Here is a 17,590-nt window from a genome sequence, read left to right on the forward strand (position 1 = left end):
CAGTAACCTGAGCGCCGTGTCCCAAGCGGTGAGAAACCTGTCTGACAAGAGAGCCCCGATCGTCCTGAATGACGACGAGATCTTCGCCGCGCATGTGGGCGGAAAGCTGTCGGTAGCGCTGAACACGCCGCTCGACACCCAGCGTGCGCTGTCGGTCGCGTACACGCCCGGTGTTGCCCAGGTCAGCCGCGCGATCGCGGCCGACCAGACGCTGGCTGCGCGCTACACCTGGGCCAACCGCATGGTCGCGGTGGTCAGTGACGGCAGCGCGGTTCTCGGACTCGGCGATATCGGGCCCGCGGCGGCGCTTCCGGTGATGGAGGGCAAGAGCGCGCTGTTCAAGCAGTTCGCCGACCTCGATTCGATCCCGATCGTGCTCGACACCAAGGATCCCGACGAGATCGTCGAGACCCTGGTGCGGTTGCGGCCGTCGTTCGGTGCAGTCAACCTCGAAGACATCTCCGCGCCGCGCTGCTTCGAGATCGAACGCCGTGTCATCGACGCGCTGGACTGCCCGGTGATGCACGACGACCAGCACGGCACCGCGATCGTTGTGCTCGCGGCGCTGATCGGTGCGGCGCGGGCGCTCGACCGTGACATCACCGGATTGCGCGTGGTCGTCTCCGGTGCCGGTGCCGCAGGTGTGGCATGCGCAAAGATCCTGCTGGCCAGGGGAATCCGCGATATCACCCTGTTGGACTCGCAGGGCATCCTGCATAGAGACCGCGGCAACCTCAACTCGTACAAGGCTGAGATCGCCGAGGAGACGAATCCGAACGGCCTCTCGGGCGGCATGGCCGAGGCGCTCCGAGGTGCCGACGTGTTCCTCGGACTGTCCGCCGGCGTCGTACCACCGGAGATCGTCGCGACGATGGCTCCGGACGCGATCGTGTTCGCGCTATCCAATCCCGACCCGGAGATCCATCCCGACGACGCGAAGCAGTACGCGGCGGTGGTGGCCACCGGGCGCAGCGACTTCCCCAACCAGATCAACAATGTGCTCGCGTTCCCCGGGGCGTTCCGCGGCGCGCTCGACGCAGGTGCCCGGCGCATCACCGAGGCGATGAAGGTGGCGGCGGCTGAGGCGATCTTCTCGGTGGTCGCCGACGATCTCACGGTCGACCACATCGTGCCCAGCGTGCTGGACCCGCGGGTCGCCCCCGCCGTGGCCCAGGCGGTTGCCGCGGCGTCGCAGGCCTAGGTCTTCTCGGTGCGCCGGCTCGCCTGCGCGCTCGCCGCGCTCGTCGCGGTGAGCGCAGCCGGTTGCGGCGTCAGCGAACACACACCGTCGCTGACGGTCGGTTCGGCGCCGGATCCGGAGTCGGCCCTGATCGCGCACATCTACGCCGAGGCGTTGCGGTTCTACGGCAGCCCCGCCCACGTCGAGACGTCATCGGATCCACTGTCGAAACTGGACTCGGGGGAGGCGCGCGTCGTTCCCGGCCTCACCGGCCGCCTGCTGCACAGGTTCTTCCCCGATTCGACGGCTCGGTCGGCGACCCAGGTGTACCGCGAGATGGTGTCAGCGTTGCCTGAAGGCATCGCCGCGGGGGACTACACGACGTCGGCCGAGGACAAACCCGCGCTGGCCGTCACCGAGGCGACCGCAGAAGCATGGGGCGGGCGGGATCTGACGGCGGCGACGCGGAATTGCGACAAGCTGAAGGTCGGCGAGGTCAAGGACGCGTTCCGCGTGCCAGGACCCGACGTCATCGGCACCTGCAAGCTGTCCGAGGCTCGCGAATATCCCGATCCCGCAACGCTGTTCGAGGCGGTCCTGGCGGGCAAGATCAATGCCGCGTGGACCTCGACGGCGGCGCCCGACATCCCGGCCGAGTTGCTCATGCTGTCCGACCGCACGTCGTTGATCCGCGCCGAGAACCTGGTGCCGCTCTACCGGCGCAACGAGCTCAACGAGTCGCAGGTGCTGGCGCTCAACGAGGTTGCCGGGGTACTGGACACCGCCGCGCTGGCCGATATGCGCGCTCAGGTCGAGGACGGAACCGAACCGGGTCTGGTCGCTGGCGCGTTTCTCGCCGAACACCCACTGGGTGACTGAGCCCTAGCGCGTCGGGGGCAGCAGCCTCTTGTTCATCGGACCGAGCACCCGCATATAGCCAGAACCCATCAACCGCACGATCGCGTCGAACAGTTTGGCGTCGGCGCCGGGTAGCACTCGCGCCTTGTTGCCCTCGACAGCTCGCAGGATGATCTTGGCCGTGCGCTCGGGGCTGGTAATCGCGACCTTGTCGAATACGGTTGCGAGCGCATTCTTGTCGAGATCCGTTGCGGTGCTGGCATTGTGGATGAGGGGGGTCTTGATGTAGCCGGGGTGAACGCACGTCACCTGCACTGGATGGCCTGCTGCCGCCATTTCTTGGCGGAGTGCTTCCGTGAAACCCCGCACTGCGAATTTCGCCGAATTGTAGGCCGCCTGCCCTTGCACCGCGAACAGGCCGTACATGCTGGAGATGTTGACCACGTGGCCGTCGCCCGATGCGATCAGGTGCGGCAGGAAGGCCTTGGTGCCGTTGACCACGCCCCAGAAGTCGACCTCCATCACCCGCTCGAGATCCTTGAACGCCGTGACCTCGACGTCGCCCATGAACGCGATGCCTGCATTGTTGTAGATCTGATTCACCGAGCCGAAATGGTCTTTGGTCGCGTCGGCGTATGCGAGAAACGCCTCACGCTCGGTGACGTCGAGCCGGTCGGCCTTCACCGGTGCGCCGATGGCCGCGAGGCGCTCCTCGGTGCGCGCCAGACCTTCGGTGTCGACATCGCTGATCGCCAGTTTGACACCGCGGCGTGCCAATTCGACCGCCAATGCCTGCCCGATGCCCGATCCGGCGCCGGTGACGACGGCAACCTTGCCCGCGAATTTCTCCATCGCGTCCAGTGTCGCAGTGAATCAGTGCGCGTTGGGCACGATCCGCGAGACGACCGTCGAGAACAACCGCTGATAGCCCGATCCCGTGATCCGCACGATGATGTCCAGCGCCTTGGCGTCGGGGCCGACCAGTACGCGCGCCCGGTTCTTGCGGACTGCGTCGAGGATGATCCGCGCCGCCTTCTCGGGCGTGGTGATCGTGAGCTTCTTGTCGAAAGTCTTTGTCAGACCCTCTTTGTCGACACCCTCGGCTGCAGTCGAGTTGCGCATGATCGCGGTCTTGATGCCGCCGGGATGTACGGTCGTCACCTTGACCGGGTGCCCGGCGGCGGCCATCTCCTGGCGCAACGCCTCGGTGAACCCGCGCACCGCGAACTTCGCCGAGTTGTACGCCGCCTGGCCGGGAACCGAGAAGATGCCGAACAGGCTGGACACGTTTACGACGTGCCCGTCGCCGGAGGCGATCAGATGCGGCAGAAAGACCTTCGTGCCGTTGACGACGCCCCAGTAGTCGACATCCATGACCCGTTCGATGTCCTTGAACGGCGTCACCTCTACATCGCCGACGTAGGCGATGCCCGCGTTGTTGTAGATCTGGTTGACCTTGCCGAAGTGCTCGACCACAGCGTCGGCATAGAGCTCGAAGGCCTCACGCTCGGTGACGTCGAGCCGGTCGGCCTTCACCGGTGCGCCGATGGCTTTCAGGCGCTCCTCGGTGACCGCGAGGCCCTCGGTGTCGACGTCGCTGATCGCCACGCTGGCGCCCGAGCGTCCGAGTTCGATCGCCAGCGCCCGACCGATGCCCGACCCGGCACCGGTTACCACGGCGACTTTTCCGGCGAAGCCGTCCATGCCCACTCCTCAGTGTCCGTTGACTCGGATCGAGGGTAGTCGTTACCGCTGGTTCCGCTTACAGCGGCCTGCGAACGGGTTGATCCACCCGCTCAGCGCGCGAACGCCTCGTCGAGGATCTCCTGCTGCTCGACGGCATGCACCTTCGACGAGCCCGACGACGGTGCCGACATCGCACGCCGCGAGATCCGCGTGATGCCCTTCAACCGATCGGGACAGACCTCGGGCAGCGTCAGCCCGAACGTCGGCCACGCACCCTGGTTGGCCGGCTCCTCCTGCACCCAGAAATACTCCTCGGCATTCGGATACAGGTCGAGCGTCTGGCTCAGCCGGCGCTTCGGCAGCGGGGCGAGCTGTTCGATGCGCACGATCGCCACATCGTCGCGCTCCTCCTTGTTCTTGCGCGCCACCAGCTCGTAGTAGATCTTGCCGCTGGTCAACAGGATTCGCTTGACCTTCTCACGGTCACCGGTGCCCTCGGTGTAGGTGGGTTCCTCGATCACCGAGCGGAACTTCATCTCGGTGAACTCGCGAAGGTCGCTGACAGCGGCCTTGTTTCGCAGCATCGACTTCGGCGTGAACACGATCAGCGGGCGGTGGATGCCATCCAGGCCGTGCCTACGCAGCAGGTGGAAATAGTTCGCAGGCGTCGACGGCATCGCGATCGTCATCGAGCCCTCCGCCCACAGCAGGAGGAAGCGCTCGATGCGGCCCGACGTGTGGTCCGGGCCCTGGCCCTCGTGACCGTGCGGCAGCAACAGCACCACATCGGAGAGCTGGCCCCACTTGGCCTCACCGGAGCTGATGAACTCGTCGATGATCGACTGCGCACCGTTCACGAAGTCACCGAACTGCGCCTCCCACAACACAAGTGCATCGGGGTTGCCGACCGAGTAGCCGTACTCGAAGCCCACCGCGGCGAACTCGGACAGCGCCGAGTCGTACACCATGAACTTGCCACCCGTCGGCGACCCGTCAGAGTTCGAGGTGAGCAGCTGCAGCGGCGTGAACTCCTGACCGGTGCTGCGGTCGATGATCACCGAGTGCCGCTGGGTGAACGTGCCGCGCCGGGTGTCCTGACCCGACATTCGGATCGTTTTGCCTTCGGCGAGGAAGGATCCCAGTGCGAGCAGCTCGGCGAACGCCCAGTCGACCTTGCCCTCGTAGGCCATCTCGCGGCGCTTCTCCAGCACCGGCTTGACGCGCGGGTGCACGTTGAAGCCTTCGGGGAAGGCGAGGTGGGCATCGCCGATCCGGGCCAGCAGTGACTTGTCGACGGCGGTGTTCATGCCGGCGGGCACCATCTGGTCGGCCTCCACCGACGCGCTGGGCGCGATCTCGTGCTTCTCGAGTTCACGAACCTCGTTGAACACCCGCTCCAGCTGACCCTGGTAATCGCGCAGCGCGTCCTCGGCTTCCTTCATCGAGATGTCGCCGCGGCCGATCAGCGCTTCGGTGTAGGTCTTTCGCGATCCGCGCTTGGTGTCGATGACGTCGTACATGTAGGGCTGCGTCATCGACGGGTCGTCGCCTTCGTTGTGCCCGCGCCTGCGGTAGCACAGCATGTCGATGACGACGTCCTTCTTGAACTGCTGCCGAAAGTCCATCGCCAGCCGCGCCACCCAGACGCAGGCCTCCGGGTCGTCCCCGTTGACGTGGAAGATCGGCGCGCCGATCATCTTTGCGACGTCGGTGCAGTACTCCGAAGAACGCGAGTCAGCCGGATGAGTGGTGAACCCGATCTGGTTGTTGACGATGATGTGGATGGTGCCGCCCGTGCGGTAACCCCGCAGCAGCGCCAGGTTCAGCGTCTCGGCGACCACGCCCTGTCCGGCGAACGCGGCGTCGCCGTGCAGCATCATCGGCACGACCGAGAACTTGTTCGAACCGTCGGCTTCTTCTCCGACGTCGAGCAGGTCCTGCTTGGCGCGCACCAGACCCTCGAGCACCGGATCGACGGCCTCGAGGTGCGACGGATTGGCCACCAGGGACACCGCAATGTCGTTGTCGCCGAACATCTGGATGTAATTGCCGCTCGCGCCGAGGTGGTACTTCACGTCGCCGGAGCCATGCGCCTGCGACGGGTTCAGGTTGCCCTCGAACTCGCTGAAGATCTGCGAGTACGGCTTGCCGACGATGTTCGCCAGCACGTTGAGGCGGCCGCGGTGCGGCATGCCGATGACGACCTCGTCGAGCGCGTGCTCAGCGGCCTGGTCGATCGCCGCGTCCATCATCGGTATGACGGTCTCCGCGCCCTCGAGCGAGAAGCGCTTCTGCCCAACGTATTTGGTCTGCAGGAATGTCTCGAACGCTTCTGCCGCATTGAGCTTGGAAAGGATGTACTTCTGTTCGGCGACCGTTGGCTTCTCGTGCTTGACCTCGATGCGCTCCTGCAGCCACTTCTGCTGTTCGGGCTCCAGGATGTGGGTGTATTCGACGCCGACGTGTCGGCAGTAGGCGTCGCGCAGCAGCCCGAGGACGTCACGCAGCTTCTTGCGGTCGGCACCGCTGAATCCGTTGACCTTGAACTCGCGGTCGAGGTCCCACAGCGTCAGTCCGTGGGTGTTCACATCGAGATCGGGGTGGCTGCGGAACCGCGTCTGGTCCAGGCGCAGCGGATCGATGTCCGCCATCAGGTGGCCGCGGTTGCGGTATGCCGCGATCAGCTCGATGACGCGACCGTTCTTGTCCTCGATCGGGTCGGGGTTGTCGGTGCGCCAGCGCACCGGCTCGTACGGAATACCGAGCTCGCGGAAGATCTCGTCGAAGAACTCATCGCTCAGCAGCAGTTCGTGCACCGTGCGCAGGAAGTCGCCGGACTCCGCACCCTGGATGATGCGGTGGTCGTATGTCGAGGTGAAGGTGACCAGCTTGCCGACACCGAGCTCGGAAATGCGTTCTTCGCTGGCGCCCTGGAACTCGGCCGGGTACTCCATCGCGCCGACGCCGATGATGGCGCCCTGCCCACGCATCAACCGCGGCACGGAGTGCACGGTGCCGATGGTTCCGGGATTGGTCAGCGAAATCGTCACGCCGCCAAAGTCTTCCGCGGTCAGCTTGCCGTCGCGGGCGCGCCGCACGATGTCCTCGTAGGCGGCGAGGAACTGGCCGAACCGCATGTTTTCGGAGTTCTTGATGCCTGCGACGACGAGCTGACGGTTGCCGTCCTTGCCCTGCAGGTCGATCGCGAGACCGAGGTTGACGTGTTCGGGGGTCACCGCGTTCGGCTTACCGTCGATCTCGGCGAAGTGACGGTTCATGTTCGGGAACTTCTTCACTGCCTGCACCAGCGCGTAGCCGATGAGGTGGGTGAAGGAGACCTTGCCGCCGCGGGTGCGCTTGAGGTGGTTGTTGATGACGATCCGGTTGTCGATCATCAGCTTGGCCGGGATGGCACGCACACTCGTCGCGGTCGGCACCTCCAGCGACGCCGACATGTTCTTCACGACGGCGGCCGCGGCACCGCGCAGCACGTGGGAGTCGGAACCCTCCGCAGGCGCCGGGGCCGGCTTCGGCTTGGGCGCCGGCTCGCTCTTGGCCTCGGCCTTCGGCGGGGCGCTCTTCTCTTTCGGTTTGGGTTCGGCTTCCGATTTCGACTCGACCTTGCTCTCGGCCGGCCTGGGCGGCGGTGCGGGCGCGGGTTCGGGTGGGGCCACGGGCGCAGCTGTCCGCTGGCCGTTGCCGGTCTGACTGTCGTTGGTCGGTTCGGGGGAGTAGTCGACAAGAAATTCATGCCAACTGGGATCTACCGAAGAGGGGTCCTCGCGAAACTTGCGATACATCTCCTCGACCAACCACTCGTTCTGTCCGAATGGTGATGGTGAGCTCACGGCGGCTACTCGCCTCGATTCCTTCGCCTCACGCAAGCGCCCTTGGCGCTCGCCGATTTTTCTCCTCTAGTCAGCGGGTACCCGCTGTCTGCCGTCTAAAGGCTATCGCTCTCACAACCACCAGACCATGACAACGCCCTTATGGTCGTTGTGGTCAGACGCGTGCCGGGTGACGGCTAGTTTCGCGGTGCGGGCAGGACGTGAATCGCTGCCGGCCAGCGCGGAGGCGGACCGCCGAACGCGTTGCGCGCGTTCGACACGATGCGCTTGCCCATCATCCGGTTGCCGACACCACCGACGACGGCTCCGATGCCGACCGGCAGCAACTTACCGAATGCGATCGCTCCGCGCTTGAGCGTGTAGCGCTTGATGAAGTACTTCAGCAGCCTCGAGTTCAGCTGTGAGACCGCGGGCAGCGGCAACGTCGCCGCCCCGTCGGCAAGCCACGACCCGCTCGTGCGGCCGGGGCCGAGCAGATCGGCCACCGCGCGCTTGCTGTCCTCGCCGACCAGCACCGCCAAGACCAAGGCCCGTCGGCGCTCTCGATGATCGGCGGGGATGCCGTGCACCTCGGCGACGGCCAACACGTAGAGCGACGTCGCCTCGAGGAAAACGACCGTCTCGCCGGCGACAGCCGACATGGCCGCCAGCGTGCCGATCCCGGGGAAGGCGGCCGCCGAGCCGACGGCGGCGCCGCTGGCCATCACTGCGGCAAGGTAGTGCTTCTCGAGGCGGGTCACGATCTCGGCGGGTGTCGCATCGGGGCTCTGCTGGCGCAACCGGTCGACGTAGGCCTTGACCGCGGGCGCCTGCACGCGTGCGCTGCGTTCGATGATCGTCGAGAGGACCTTCGCTGCGGCACCCGGATTCTCGTCGACGCCATCTCTGGTCGCCGGCAGCTGCTTCTTGGCGCTTGACCTGGCACTCATGTGCGGCCTCCCTGTGCGAACGGCTGGCCTTTCAGGCTAGCCCTATGTGAACGCGCGAACGGGCGCGGCGGGTGCCCGAACGTGATCGCGCTCACTGTCTGCGAAGCGGGGAAGAAAATATTGGGAAGCGACGCTAACCATCTTCATGGCAACATCACCCCCTGTGGACGCGACGGCTGTGGAATCGACGACCTCCGGGGATTCCTCGCCGGGGGCGAAGTCGCCGAGCCGAACCAAGATGGTTTTGATCCTGGGACTGTTGGTTGCCCTTGGCCCGCTGACCATCGACATGTACCTGCCGGCGTTGCCGAAGATCGCCGACGACCTCGGGGTGTCGTCGTCGGTGGCGCAGCTGACGCTCACCGGAACCCTCGCGGGCCTCGCCCTCGGACAGCTGATCGTCGGTCCGCTGTCGGACTCGCTCGGTCGGCGCCGACCGCTGATGGCCGGCATCGTCCTCCACATGCTGGCGTCGCTGGTGTGCCTCTTCGCGCCGAACATCGCTGTCCTGGGCGTGGCGCGCGGGCTGCAGGGTGTGGGTGCCGCCGCGGCGATGGTCGTGGCGTTCGCCGCGATCGGGGATCTGTTCGAAGAGTCCGTCGCCGCCACGGTCTTTTCCCGAGTGATGCTCGTGCTCGGCGCTGCCCCGGTGCTCGCCCCCTCGCTGGGTGCGGTCGTGCTGTTGAAGGCGTCCTGGCATTGGGTCTTCGCCGTGCTGGTGGTCATGGCGGGGGCGCTGTTGTTGCTGGCCGCCCTGGCGTTGCCGGAAACCCTGCCGGCGTCGCATCGACGTCCGCTGAAGGTGCGCAGCATCGCGGCCACCTATGTCGAGGTTCTGCGCGACGTCCGCTTCGTCGTGCTGGTCCTCGTCGCCGCGCTCGGCATGTCCGGGCTGTTCGCGTACATCGCGGGTGCGGCCTTCGTGCTGCAGGGCCGGTACGGGTTGGACCAGCAGGCCTTCGCGCTGGTGTTCGCGGCAGGTGCCGTCGCGCTGATCGGTGCCACCCAGTTCAACGTGGTGCTCCTGCGCCGGTTCACGCCGCAAACCATCGCGCTGTGGGCGCTGGCCGCAGCATCCGTGGTGGGCGTTGTGTTCGTGGGTCTTTCGGCTGCCCATGTCGGTGGACTATTCGGATTCGTCATTCCTGTGTGGGCGATCCTCGGTGCGATGGGTCTGGTGATTCCGAACGCTCCCGCCGTCGCACTGACCCGGCATCCCGAGGCCGCGGGTACCGCGGCGGCGGCGCTCGGCGCGGCGCAGTTCGGGCTGGGTGCGGCGATCGCCCCGCTCGTCGGGGTGCTCGGCAACGACGAGTTCGCCCTCGCGCTCGTGATGACGGTCGGTATGGTGACCGCGTTGTTCGCATTGGCCCTTACGCTGCGTGTCGGGGCTCGGGCGGTGGGCACGTCGGCGCCCGTATCCAAGGACAATGAGCGGGACGGTGTCATCGGCGACGCCGTCCCAGAGCCGGCCTGAGGTCTGTGATGGCGCGACCCTGATTTGTCGGGGTCGGCCACCATCCGTAGCGTCGGCCGAATCTTTGAGTAAGTCGATGTGATGTACGAGACCCTGACCTCCCGCAGTGCCACGGCGAACCCGTGGCACGCCTTGTGGGCGATGCTGGTCGGCTTCTTCATGATCCTCGTGGACGCGACGATCGTGTCGGTCGCCAACCCGTCGATCATGGCCGCGCTCGACGCCAGCTACGACGCGGTCATCTGGGTGACGAGCGCCTACCTCCTCGCCTATGCGGTTCCGCTGCTCGTGGCGGGCCGACTCGGCGACCGGTTCGGACCCAAGAACCTCTATGTGCTGGGGCTGACGGTCTTCACCCTGGCGTCGCTGTGGTGCGGGCTGGCCGACAGCATCAACACGCTGATCATCGCGCGGGTCATGCAGGGTTTTGGGGCGGCTCTGCTCACACCGCAGACGCTGTCGACCATCACCCGCATCTTCCCGGCCGACCGGCGCGGTGTCGCGATGAGCCTGTGGGGCGCGACGGCGGGCGTGGCGACACTGGTCGGTCCGCTCGCCGGTGGTCTGTTGCTCGACGTCCTGGGCTGGCAGTGGATCTTCTTCGTCAACGTGCCGGTTGGTGTCCTCGGGGTCGCCCTCGCCGTGCGACTGATTCCGCAATTGGACACCCAGGTGAAGCGGTTCGATCTGCTCGGTATGGCCCTGTCCGGGATCGGCATGTTCATGATCGTGTTCGCCCTCCAGGAAGGGCAGTCGCACAACTGGGCGCCGTGGGTGTGGGGCACGATCGCGGGTGGCATCGGCTTCATGGCCGCGTTCCTGTTCTGGCAGTACGTCAACCCCACCGACCCGCTCGTCCCGCTGCGCATCTTCCGGGACCGTGACTTCTCGCTGTCCAACATCGGCGTGGCCACCATCGGATTCGTCGTGACGGCGATGATCGTGCCGGTCATGTTCTACGCCCAGGAGGTGTGCGGCCTCTCGCCGACGCGTTCGGCACTGGTGGTGGCGCCGATGGCCATCGCGAGCGGTGTGCTCGCACCGTTCGTCGGCAGAATCATCGACAGATCGCATCCGCGTCCGGTGATCGGCTTCGGCTTCTCGCTGGTGGCGATCGCGATGACGTGGCTGTCCATAGAAATGACGTCCGCCACCCCGATCTGGCGGATCGTGCTCCCGTTGACGATCACCGGCGTTGGAATGGCCTTTATCTGGTCGCCGCTGGCGGCGACCGCAACCCGCAACCTGCCGCCGCAATTGGCCGGGGCGGGGTCGGGCGTCTACAACACCACCCGTCAGGTGGGTTCGGTGCTCGGCAGCGCCGGCGTGGCGGCCTTCATGACGTGGCGGATCAGCGACGAGGTCGGAGTGACTCGGGCGGAATCTGCCCAGGGCGAAGGTGTGGTGGACCTGTTGCCGGCATTCCTGCAGGAGCCGTTCTCGGCCGCGATGTCGCAGACGCTGCTGTTGCCGGCGTTCTTCGCGTTGTTCGGGGTGGGCGCGGCGCTGTTCTTCCTAGGGTTCGGTAGTCCGCGGTCGGTGGTGTTCGACGATCCGCACGCCGACCGCGGCATCGGCATCGCCCCGGGATGGAGCGACGACGACGGGTTCGCGGTCGACCACGACGAGTACGTCGAGTACACGGTGTCGTGGGATGACTTGGAACCGGGCACGACAGGTCGGCCAGCCGCCGCGTCCGACCCCGAACCGGCCACCGAGCCGATGGCTTCCCGTCCGCAGCACGTACTGCATGCGCCCGCGGACCTCTGGCACGACGAGCCGGTCGAGTCCTGGCGCCACGTGACCGACGAATACCCGGCCGTGGTCGAGGAGACTCCGCCCGCAGCGCAGGACATCCTGGACTTTCTGCGCGCCGAAAATACTTCCGCGCCCAAGGTCGAGCCGATCGGATTCGCGCACAACGGATTTCACGTCGACGAGCGCGAGCGGTCGCGGCACCGGGCCCGCGACGAAGAGCCCGAGCCGCGGACGTTCTGGTTCGAGTCAAACGGCAGGCATGCGCGCGATGATCCCGATGACAGGTCCCGCCACGGCAGACACTCCACCCCCTGGCCGGACTGACCTTTTCCGCGAGCAGACACGAAAACCCCTTGTTTCGGCCCGAATTGGGGGTTTACGCGCCTGCTCGCGCTCGAACTAGTCGAAGAGCACCGCGGGGTTCAGGTAGCCGGTCGGATCGAACGCGGCTTTGACCGCGCGCATCGCCGCGATGTCGGCCGCGGTGCGTGACATCGACACATAGTCGCGTTTGCGGGTGCCCACGCCGTGCTCAGAGCTGACGTTGCCGCCCAGATCTGCGATCAGCGCCATCATCGCCGAATACAGATCGTGCTCGCGCTCGGGCTCCAGCACGCACCGCACGAGGTTGAGATGGAGATTCCCTTCGCCGATGTGGCCGAACAGCACCGGGATGGTGTCCGGTGAATGCTGGGCGACCAGATCGACGGCCTGGTTCGCGAATGCCGGAATCGCTGAAAGGGGCAGCGAGACATCGAATTTGAGCGGAGGTCCGTACACGCCGAGCACCTCGGCGACGGCCTCCCGCACCTGCCAGAGCCGCTGCTGTGCGACCGCGTCCACACCGACCGCGGGTTCGCCGGCCAGCTGCGCCTCCTCCAGCGCGTCGGCGAGACGCTCGGTCTGGTCGTCATCGCCCGCCAATTCGATCAGCAGCAGCCAGGCGCCCTCGACGGGCGCGGACACCCCGGCGTGTTCGGCGGTCAGCGCGCTCGCGCGGGCATCGATCAACTCCAGCGCCGCGATACCGTCCATCTCGCGGAACACCCGGCCCGCCTCGACCAGCGCCTCCAGGCCGGCGAACCCGCAGACTGCGGTCACCCGGCTGCGCGGGGCCGGATGCAGCCGCAGGTCCAGGCTGGTGATGACCCCGAGCGTGCCCTCGGCCCCGATGAACAGCGACGCCAGGTCGTAGCCGGTGTTGTCCATGCGGACCTGACTGTGGCGACGCACCACCGCGCCGTCGGGCAACGCCACATCCAGGCCGACGACCTGTTCGCCCATGTTGCCGTAGCGCACCGTGCGTAGGCCGCCGGCATTCGTCGACGCCATACCGCCGACGGTCGCCGAGTCGCGCGCGGCCAAATCGACACCGAACACCAGCCCTGCCGCCGTCGCCGCGTGTTGGACCGCTGCCAGTGTGACGCCGGCTCCCACGCGGATCCGCCGTTCTGCGACATCGACCTCGCCGACGTCGCGCAGCCGTTCCGTCGACAGCAGCACATCGTCGTGCTCGGGCACCGTGCCTGCCACCAGCGAGGTCCGTCCGCCCTGGACGGTGACATACACCCCTGCGTCGCGGCAGGCACGCAGCACGTCGGCGACTTCGTCGGCCGACCCCGGCCGGACGAGCAGCGCGGCGTGCCCGCGGTAACGCCCTGTGTGGTCGACGCTGCGGCCGTCGAGCACGTCGGGGTCGGTGCTGACGTAGCCGGGGCCGACGATGTCCGCCAGCCGCTCGGTCAAGTTCATTCCGTGGGTCTATCACACGTGCGCAGCGACAGGAACGCGCCCAGTTCGACGAGGCGATCCGGTGTGCCGGGCAGGTATTCGGTCAGCAGCGGGGACTGCACGATGACACTGAGATACTTGGCCCGGCTCACGGCGACGTTGAGCCGATTCCGATTGAGCAGGAACGCGATTCCCCGTGGTACATCGTCGGCCGACGATGCGGTCATCGACACGAACACGACCGGCGCCTGCCTGCCCTGGAATTTGTCGACGGTGCCGACCTCGACGTCGGTCAGCCCCGCGGCATCGAGGCGCCGCCGTAACGTCACGACCTGTGAGTTGTACGGCGTCACAACCATCACGTGCTGCTGAGCCAGGGGAACCGTGCCGCTTTCGTCGGTCCAAGCGGTGCCGAGCAGGCCGCGGATCTCGGCGACGATCGCGTCGGCTTCCTCGGGGCTGTCGGTGGAGTTGCCGTCGTGTTCGACGCTGAGCACGCGCACCCCGGGCGCCTGCCCCTCGAGGCTGCGCGCCGCGGTCACCGAATCGTGCGACTGCAGCCTGCCGTCGTAGGACAGACGTGAGACCGCCGCGCACACCGTGGGGTGCATGCGATAGGACTGATCGAGGAAGTAACCCAATTCGGTTGGCAGCGTGTGTCTTCCGTCGATGAGCCAGCCCAACGCCGATGTGTCGACCGGTTCGGGGTGGGTGCCCTGACTGACCTGGGGCAGCTGCTGTGGATCGCCCAAGAGCAACAGGTTACGCGCCGCCGACGCGACGGCGATGGTGTTGGCGAGGCTGTACTGGCCGGCCTCCTCGACGACGAGCAGGTCGAGCGAAAGCCGCGGGACGCGCCCGGAATTCGCGAAATCCCATGCCGTGCCGCCGATTGCACAACCCTGAGGGTCGGCTATGAACGCGGAGTAGTCTTTCTCCTCGACCTGTCGCCACGGCATGCCGGCGCTCTTCTTCTTGCCAACCCGGTCGGGGTCGACACCCGCCTCGATCACGCCACCGAGCAGATTCTCGACCACCGCGTGTGACTGGGCCACCACACCGACGCGCCACGCATTGTTGTTGACCAGTCGCGCGATCACCTTGGCGGACGTGAAAGTTTTGCCGGTGCCCGGCGGCCCGTGCACCGCCAGGTAGGACGAATCGAGATCCGTCAGCGCTGAGGCGATATCGTCGGCGATCACGCCGCGGCGGGGGAGTTCGGCGCCGCTGATGGTGCGGGGTGGACGGCGCAACAGGATGTCGGTCACGGCGTCGGGTGGCAGGTTGGGAAGGCCGGCGGCCACCGCGAGCGCGGTCTGTTCGATCGACTCCTGAAGGGGTTTCGACGGTATCGGCGGTCCCGGTGTCAGCGCGAACGGCACCTGGTCGAAGGTGTTGCCGTCCTTGGGCGGTCTTTCGCAGACCACGACTTCGGTGGGCACCTCGGGGTCGTCGTACCCGATGACGGTGACACTCCCGAAACCGCGTCGGTCGGGATCGTCGGCGAGGCCCGCGGGCGCGGGCGGGTCGTACAGCGCGTACATGCTGTTGGTCAGTCCGCCGTTTGCGAGGCTGCCGATCAGTCGCACGTGTCGCTGGGGCTTGCGCGCTTTCGGCGGTTGGTGCCAGTCGTTGTCGATGACGGCCTTCTCGGCGATGAAGACGTCGCTGTTGTCCGCCCACTCGTCGACGGGATTGTTGACGCGGTCGAAGTGGCTCCACCAGAACGGCTTCTCCTCGCGACGGTGAAAACCTCTGGCGGAAGCGATCATCGCGACAGCGGTCTGCTCCGCGGTCCGCGCTTCGACGCCGTCACCCGCGAATTTCATCAGCTTGCGTTCGAGATCGTCACCGAGTTCGATCACGTCGTCGTCGCGCACGGGCTGCGGTCCGCGCGGCGGGACACCGGATTCGATGGCGCGGGCCATCATCCAGTCACGCAGGCGGCGCGTCGAGCGGCAGTCGTAGACGTTGTAGTCCTCGATCTCCTTGAGCACTACGACCGCTTCGTCGGTTCTTCCGTCGTCGCGCAGTGCGCAGTAACGCGCGTACTGCGTGATGGAATCTGCCGCGGTGGTCACCTGGCCGTCGCGCAACTCGTTGCCCATGTAGAGGGGTTCCAGGGATTTGATGCTGTAGTTTTCGGTACCGACTCGAATGCTCTTGCGCACCAACGGATACAGGTCGACGAGTATGCCGTTGCGCAGTAGGTCGTCGACATCGTTCTCGCCGACGCCGTAGCGACCGGCCAGCCGAAGCAGCGTGCTCTTCTCGTATGCCGCGTAGTGGTAGATGTGCATGCCCGGGTAGCGCTTCAGCCGTTTGCGCACCATGGCCAGGAAATCGACCAGTGCCTTGCGCTCACTCGCGCGGTCGTGCGCCCAAAACGGGTGGAACTCGTCGTTGACGGTCAGGACGCCCCATAGGTACTCCAGACCCCATTCGTGGCCGTCGACGGTCCACAGCGGGTCGCCCTCGAAGTCGAAGAACAGATCACCCTTGTTCGCGTCGGGCAGCACCATCAACGGCTGCGCGTCGACGACCTCGTAAGGCGGCTTGCCGTCCACCTTTGGAGTCGTCTGCAGCCGGGCTTGGGAGGCCAGTGTCGTCACGGTGCGCGCCGACAGTTCCGGCACCGGTCCGGCGTGCCGGGCGAGGTCGGCGACGGTGAGGATGCCCGCGTCGATGAGCCGGGCCCGCTGGCTCACCCGCATTCCCGCGACGAGCAGTAGGTCGTCGTTGGCGCGCACCTGAATCTCGCATTCCGGACAGCGGAAGCATGCACGCACGTGCTCGTCTTCCCACGTGACCGCGGCCCCGCCGGCCAGGTGGTCGTCGAGCATCCGTTGCAGGCTGGTGCGCCTGCTCAGATACACCGGGAGAAGTTCGTCGACGCGGTATCTCGCCGTCGCGCCGTCACCGAGCACCAACTCGACCTCGGATGCCACCGGTACGCCTGCGCGGGCGAGGGTGTCGGCGTAGGCGGCGAGCTGCAGCAGCGCCTCGACCTTGACCGAACGCGCGAGCTTGGTGTCGCGCAGCCGGTACTCGTCGCCGTCGAGCACCAGGAAGTCTGCGAAACCGGCGAAGCGGCCGTCGAACATCGCGGCCTGATAGATGACGGGTGCGCGGCGCTGCACGGCGCGCATGGTCGCCTCCGCCGCCGCGGTCAGTCCGTCGACGGTGTAGTCCGGCCTGCCGATGACCGCGACGTTCTCCTCAGTCAGTGCGCGAAGGCCGTCGAGGTGCCGTTGTTCGTGCTCGCCACCGAGCTGGGCGGTGCGGGCGAGCAATTCGTCTTCGATCGAGACGGCCGGGCCCCGGCCGAGTTTGGCGTCGAATGCGCGCAGCAGTGCGTACTCGCAGCGGGCGGCCGCCGCGAGATCGGATGCGCTGTAGATGACGCGGTCCTGCGTTCCGTGGGCGACGACGAACACGCTGTCACTGTAGGTGAGCGCAGCGACACCTCACCTCAGGCGCGAACGCCCTAACCCGTGTTGCCGATCAGCTCGACACCGTTGCCGTTCCAGCGGAACCGCACCACGCTGTCCAGCCCGGAGATTCCGTTGGAGTAGCGCAGGGCGACGGTGTCCCCGGTGGTCACGGCGTTGTCGATGCCGTTGAAGCCATACGTATCCGGCACTCCGGACGGGATGAACTGGCCGAGGTGGAACATGACCGCGCGGGTGTTGGGGTTCTCCGCATTGGTGTTGGCCTTCACGATCACCACCGACAGCTGCGCGCACCGGTTGTAGTTGCCGGCCAGCGGGACCGGATACCAGCCTTGATTGCTTCGTGGATCACGCGGCAGTACCGACACCGCGCTGGCGATCTCGGGTGCGGCCAGGTCGACGTCACACGGATCGGCTTCGGCGGCCGGGGCCGCTGCAGGCGCCGACGGCGCGGGTGCACCCGCCGGGGGCGGCGTGCTCACGGGAGGCGGCCCGGGGGTTTTGGACGCGGTGGAGTCGCTGGACCCGCACCCGGCCACTGCGGATGCCACTGCGACCGTCACCAAACAAATCTTGACCGCCGACTTCACGTTGCGCACCGTACCGAAACCCGCCTCGACGATCGGGCAGGCCGCGCGGCGGGTCGGGCACGTTACGGGCACTAGACTCAT

The 17,590-nt window shown here is 66.6% G+C and carries 11 protein-coding genes; 4 read left to right on the forward strand and 7 right to left on the reverse strand.

Annotation, left to right across the window (positions count from 1 at the left end; translation table 11 throughout):
- Nucleotides 1–16: 16 nt before the first annotated feature.
- Both G6N36_RS26925 and G6N36_RS26930 read left to right on the forward strand, forming a co-directional pair.
- The gene (locus G6N36_RS26925) at nt 17–1,201 is read left to right on the forward strand and encodes an NAD(P)-dependent malic enzyme (RefSeq protein ID WP_179964879.1); all 1,185 of its coding nucleotides are present in this window, start codon (nt 17–19) and stop codon (nt 1,199–1,201) included.
- Between the two features lie 9 nt (nt 1,202–1,210).
- Nucleotides 1,211–2,059: a glycine betaine ABC transporter substrate-binding protein gene (locus G6N36_RS26930; protein WP_163689741.1), complete on the forward strand. Its 849-nt coding sequence runs from the start codon at nt 1,211–1,213 to the stop codon at nt 2,057–2,059.
- Between the two features lie 3 nt (nt 2,060–2,062).
- On the opposite strand, the gene G6N36_RS26935 is transcribed toward G6N36_RS26930, so the two are convergent.
- The 4 genes from G6N36_RS26935 to G6N36_RS26950 all read right to left on the reverse strand — a co-directional run bounded on the left by G6N36_RS26935 (nt 2,063) and on the right by G6N36_RS26950 (nt 8,501).
- Nucleotides 2,063–2,890, reverse strand: coding sequence for an SDR family NAD(P)-dependent oxidoreductase (locus G6N36_RS26935; RefSeq protein ID WP_163689742.1), 828 nt, complete (start codon nt 2,888–2,890; stop codon nt 2,063–2,065).
- A 21-nt stretch (nt 2,891–2,911) separates the two neighbouring features.
- A complete protein-coding gene (locus G6N36_RS26940; RefSeq protein ID WP_163689743.1) occupies nt 2,912–3,742 on the reverse strand; it encodes an SDR family NAD(P)-dependent oxidoreductase in 831 nt (276 codons plus the stop codon).
- A gap of 92 nt (nt 3,743–3,834) precedes the next feature.
- Nucleotides 3,835–7,524 carry a multifunctional oxoglutarate decarboxylase/oxoglutarate dehydrogenase thiamine pyrophosphate-binding subunit/dihydrolipoyllysine-residue succinyltransferase subunit gene (locus G6N36_RS26945; RefSeq protein ID WP_235690326.1) on the reverse strand — a complete coding sequence of 1,230 codons (3,690 nt, stop codon included), beginning with the start codon at nt 7,522–7,524 and terminating at the stop codon, nt 3,835–3,837.
- Between the two features lie 224 nt (nt 7,525–7,748).
- Nucleotides 7,749–8,501: a hypothetical protein gene (locus G6N36_RS26950; RefSeq protein WP_163689745.1), complete on the reverse strand. Its 753-nt coding sequence runs from the start codon at nt 8,499–8,501 to the stop codon at nt 7,749–7,751.
- 145 nt (nt 8,502–8,646) lie between these two features.
- Here G6N36_RS26950 and G6N36_RS26955 point away from each other — a divergent pair, with 145 nt between their 5' ends.
- Nucleotides 8,647–9,978 carry a multidrug effflux MFS transporter gene (locus G6N36_RS26955; RefSeq protein ID WP_163689746.1) on the forward strand — a complete coding sequence of 444 codons (1,332 nt, stop codon included), beginning with the start codon at nt 8,647–8,649 and terminating at the stop codon, nt 9,976–9,978.
- 81 nt (nt 9,979–10,059) lie between these two features.
- Nucleotides 10,060–12,060, forward strand: coding sequence for an MFS transporter (locus G6N36_RS26960; RefSeq protein WP_163689747.1), 2,001 nt, complete (start codon nt 10,060–10,062; stop codon nt 12,058–12,060).
- A 75-nt stretch (nt 12,061–12,135) separates the two neighbouring features.
- Here G6N36_RS26960 and G6N36_RS26965 read toward each other — a convergent pair whose 3' ends face one another.
- Genes G6N36_RS26965 through G6N36_RS26975 form a run of 3 tightly spaced genes read right to left on the reverse strand, consistent with a single transcriptional unit; the run spans nt 12,136 to nt 17,590 of the window.
- Entirely contained in the window at nt 12,136–13,488 is a 1,353-nt protein-coding gene (locus G6N36_RS26965; protein WP_163689749.1) for an FAD-binding oxidoreductase, read from the reverse strand.
- Nucleotides 13,485–16,904, reverse strand: coding sequence for a TM0106 family RecB-like putative nuclease (locus G6N36_RS26970; protein ID WP_163689750.1), 3,420 nt, complete (start codon nt 16,902–16,904; stop codon nt 13,485–13,487). Before G6N36_RS26970 ends, G6N36_RS26965 begins: the two co-directional genes overlap by 4 nt.
- A gap of 50 nt (nt 16,905–16,954) precedes the next feature.
- On the reverse strand, nt 16,955–17,590 hold the full coding sequence (locus tag G6N36_RS26975) for an LppP/LprE family lipoprotein (RefSeq protein ID WP_163689752.1): 636 nt from the start codon (nt 17,588–17,590) through the stop codon (nt 16,955–16,957).

The sequence above is a fragment of the Mycolicibacterium gadium genome (genome assembly GCF_010728925.1).
GTDB classification, from domain to species: Bacteria; Actinomycetota; Actinomycetes; order Mycobacteriales; family Mycobacteriaceae; genus Mycobacterium; species Mycobacterium gadium.

Excerpts from the sequence above, each read along its gene's own strand:
- G6N36_RS26975 (WP_163689752.1), bottom strand. The coding sequence starts at position 17,590 with ATGAGTCTAGTGCCCGTAACGTGCCCGACCCGCCGCGCGGCCTGCCCG.
- G6N36_RS26940 (WP_163689743.1), bottom strand. The coding sequence starts at position 3,742 with ATGGACGGCTTCGCCGGAAAAGTCGCCGTGGTAACCGGTGCCGGGTCG.
- G6N36_RS26945 (WP_235690326.1), bottom strand. The coding sequence starts at position 7,524 with ATGTATCGCAAGTTTCGCGAGGACCCCTCTTCGGTAGATCCCAGTTGG.
- G6N36_RS26955 (WP_163689746.1), top strand. The coding sequence starts at position 8,647 with ATGGCAACATCACCCCCTGTGGACGCGACGGCTGTGGAATCGACGACC.
- G6N36_RS26960 (WP_163689747.1), top strand. The coding sequence starts at position 10,060 with ATGTACGAGACCCTGACCTCCCGCAGTGCCACGGCGAACCCGTGGCAC.
- G6N36_RS26935 (WP_163689742.1), bottom strand. The coding sequence starts at position 2,890 with ATGGAGAAATTCGCGGGCAAGGTTGCCGTCGTCACCGGCGCCGGATCG.
- G6N36_RS26965 (WP_163689749.1), bottom strand. The coding sequence starts at position 13,488 with ATGAACTTGACCGAGCGGCTGGCGGACATCGTCGGCCCCGGCTACGTC.
- G6N36_RS26950 (WP_163689745.1), bottom strand. The coding sequence starts at position 8,501 with ATGAGTGCCAGGTCAAGCGCCAAGAAGCAGCTGCCGGCGACCAGAGAT.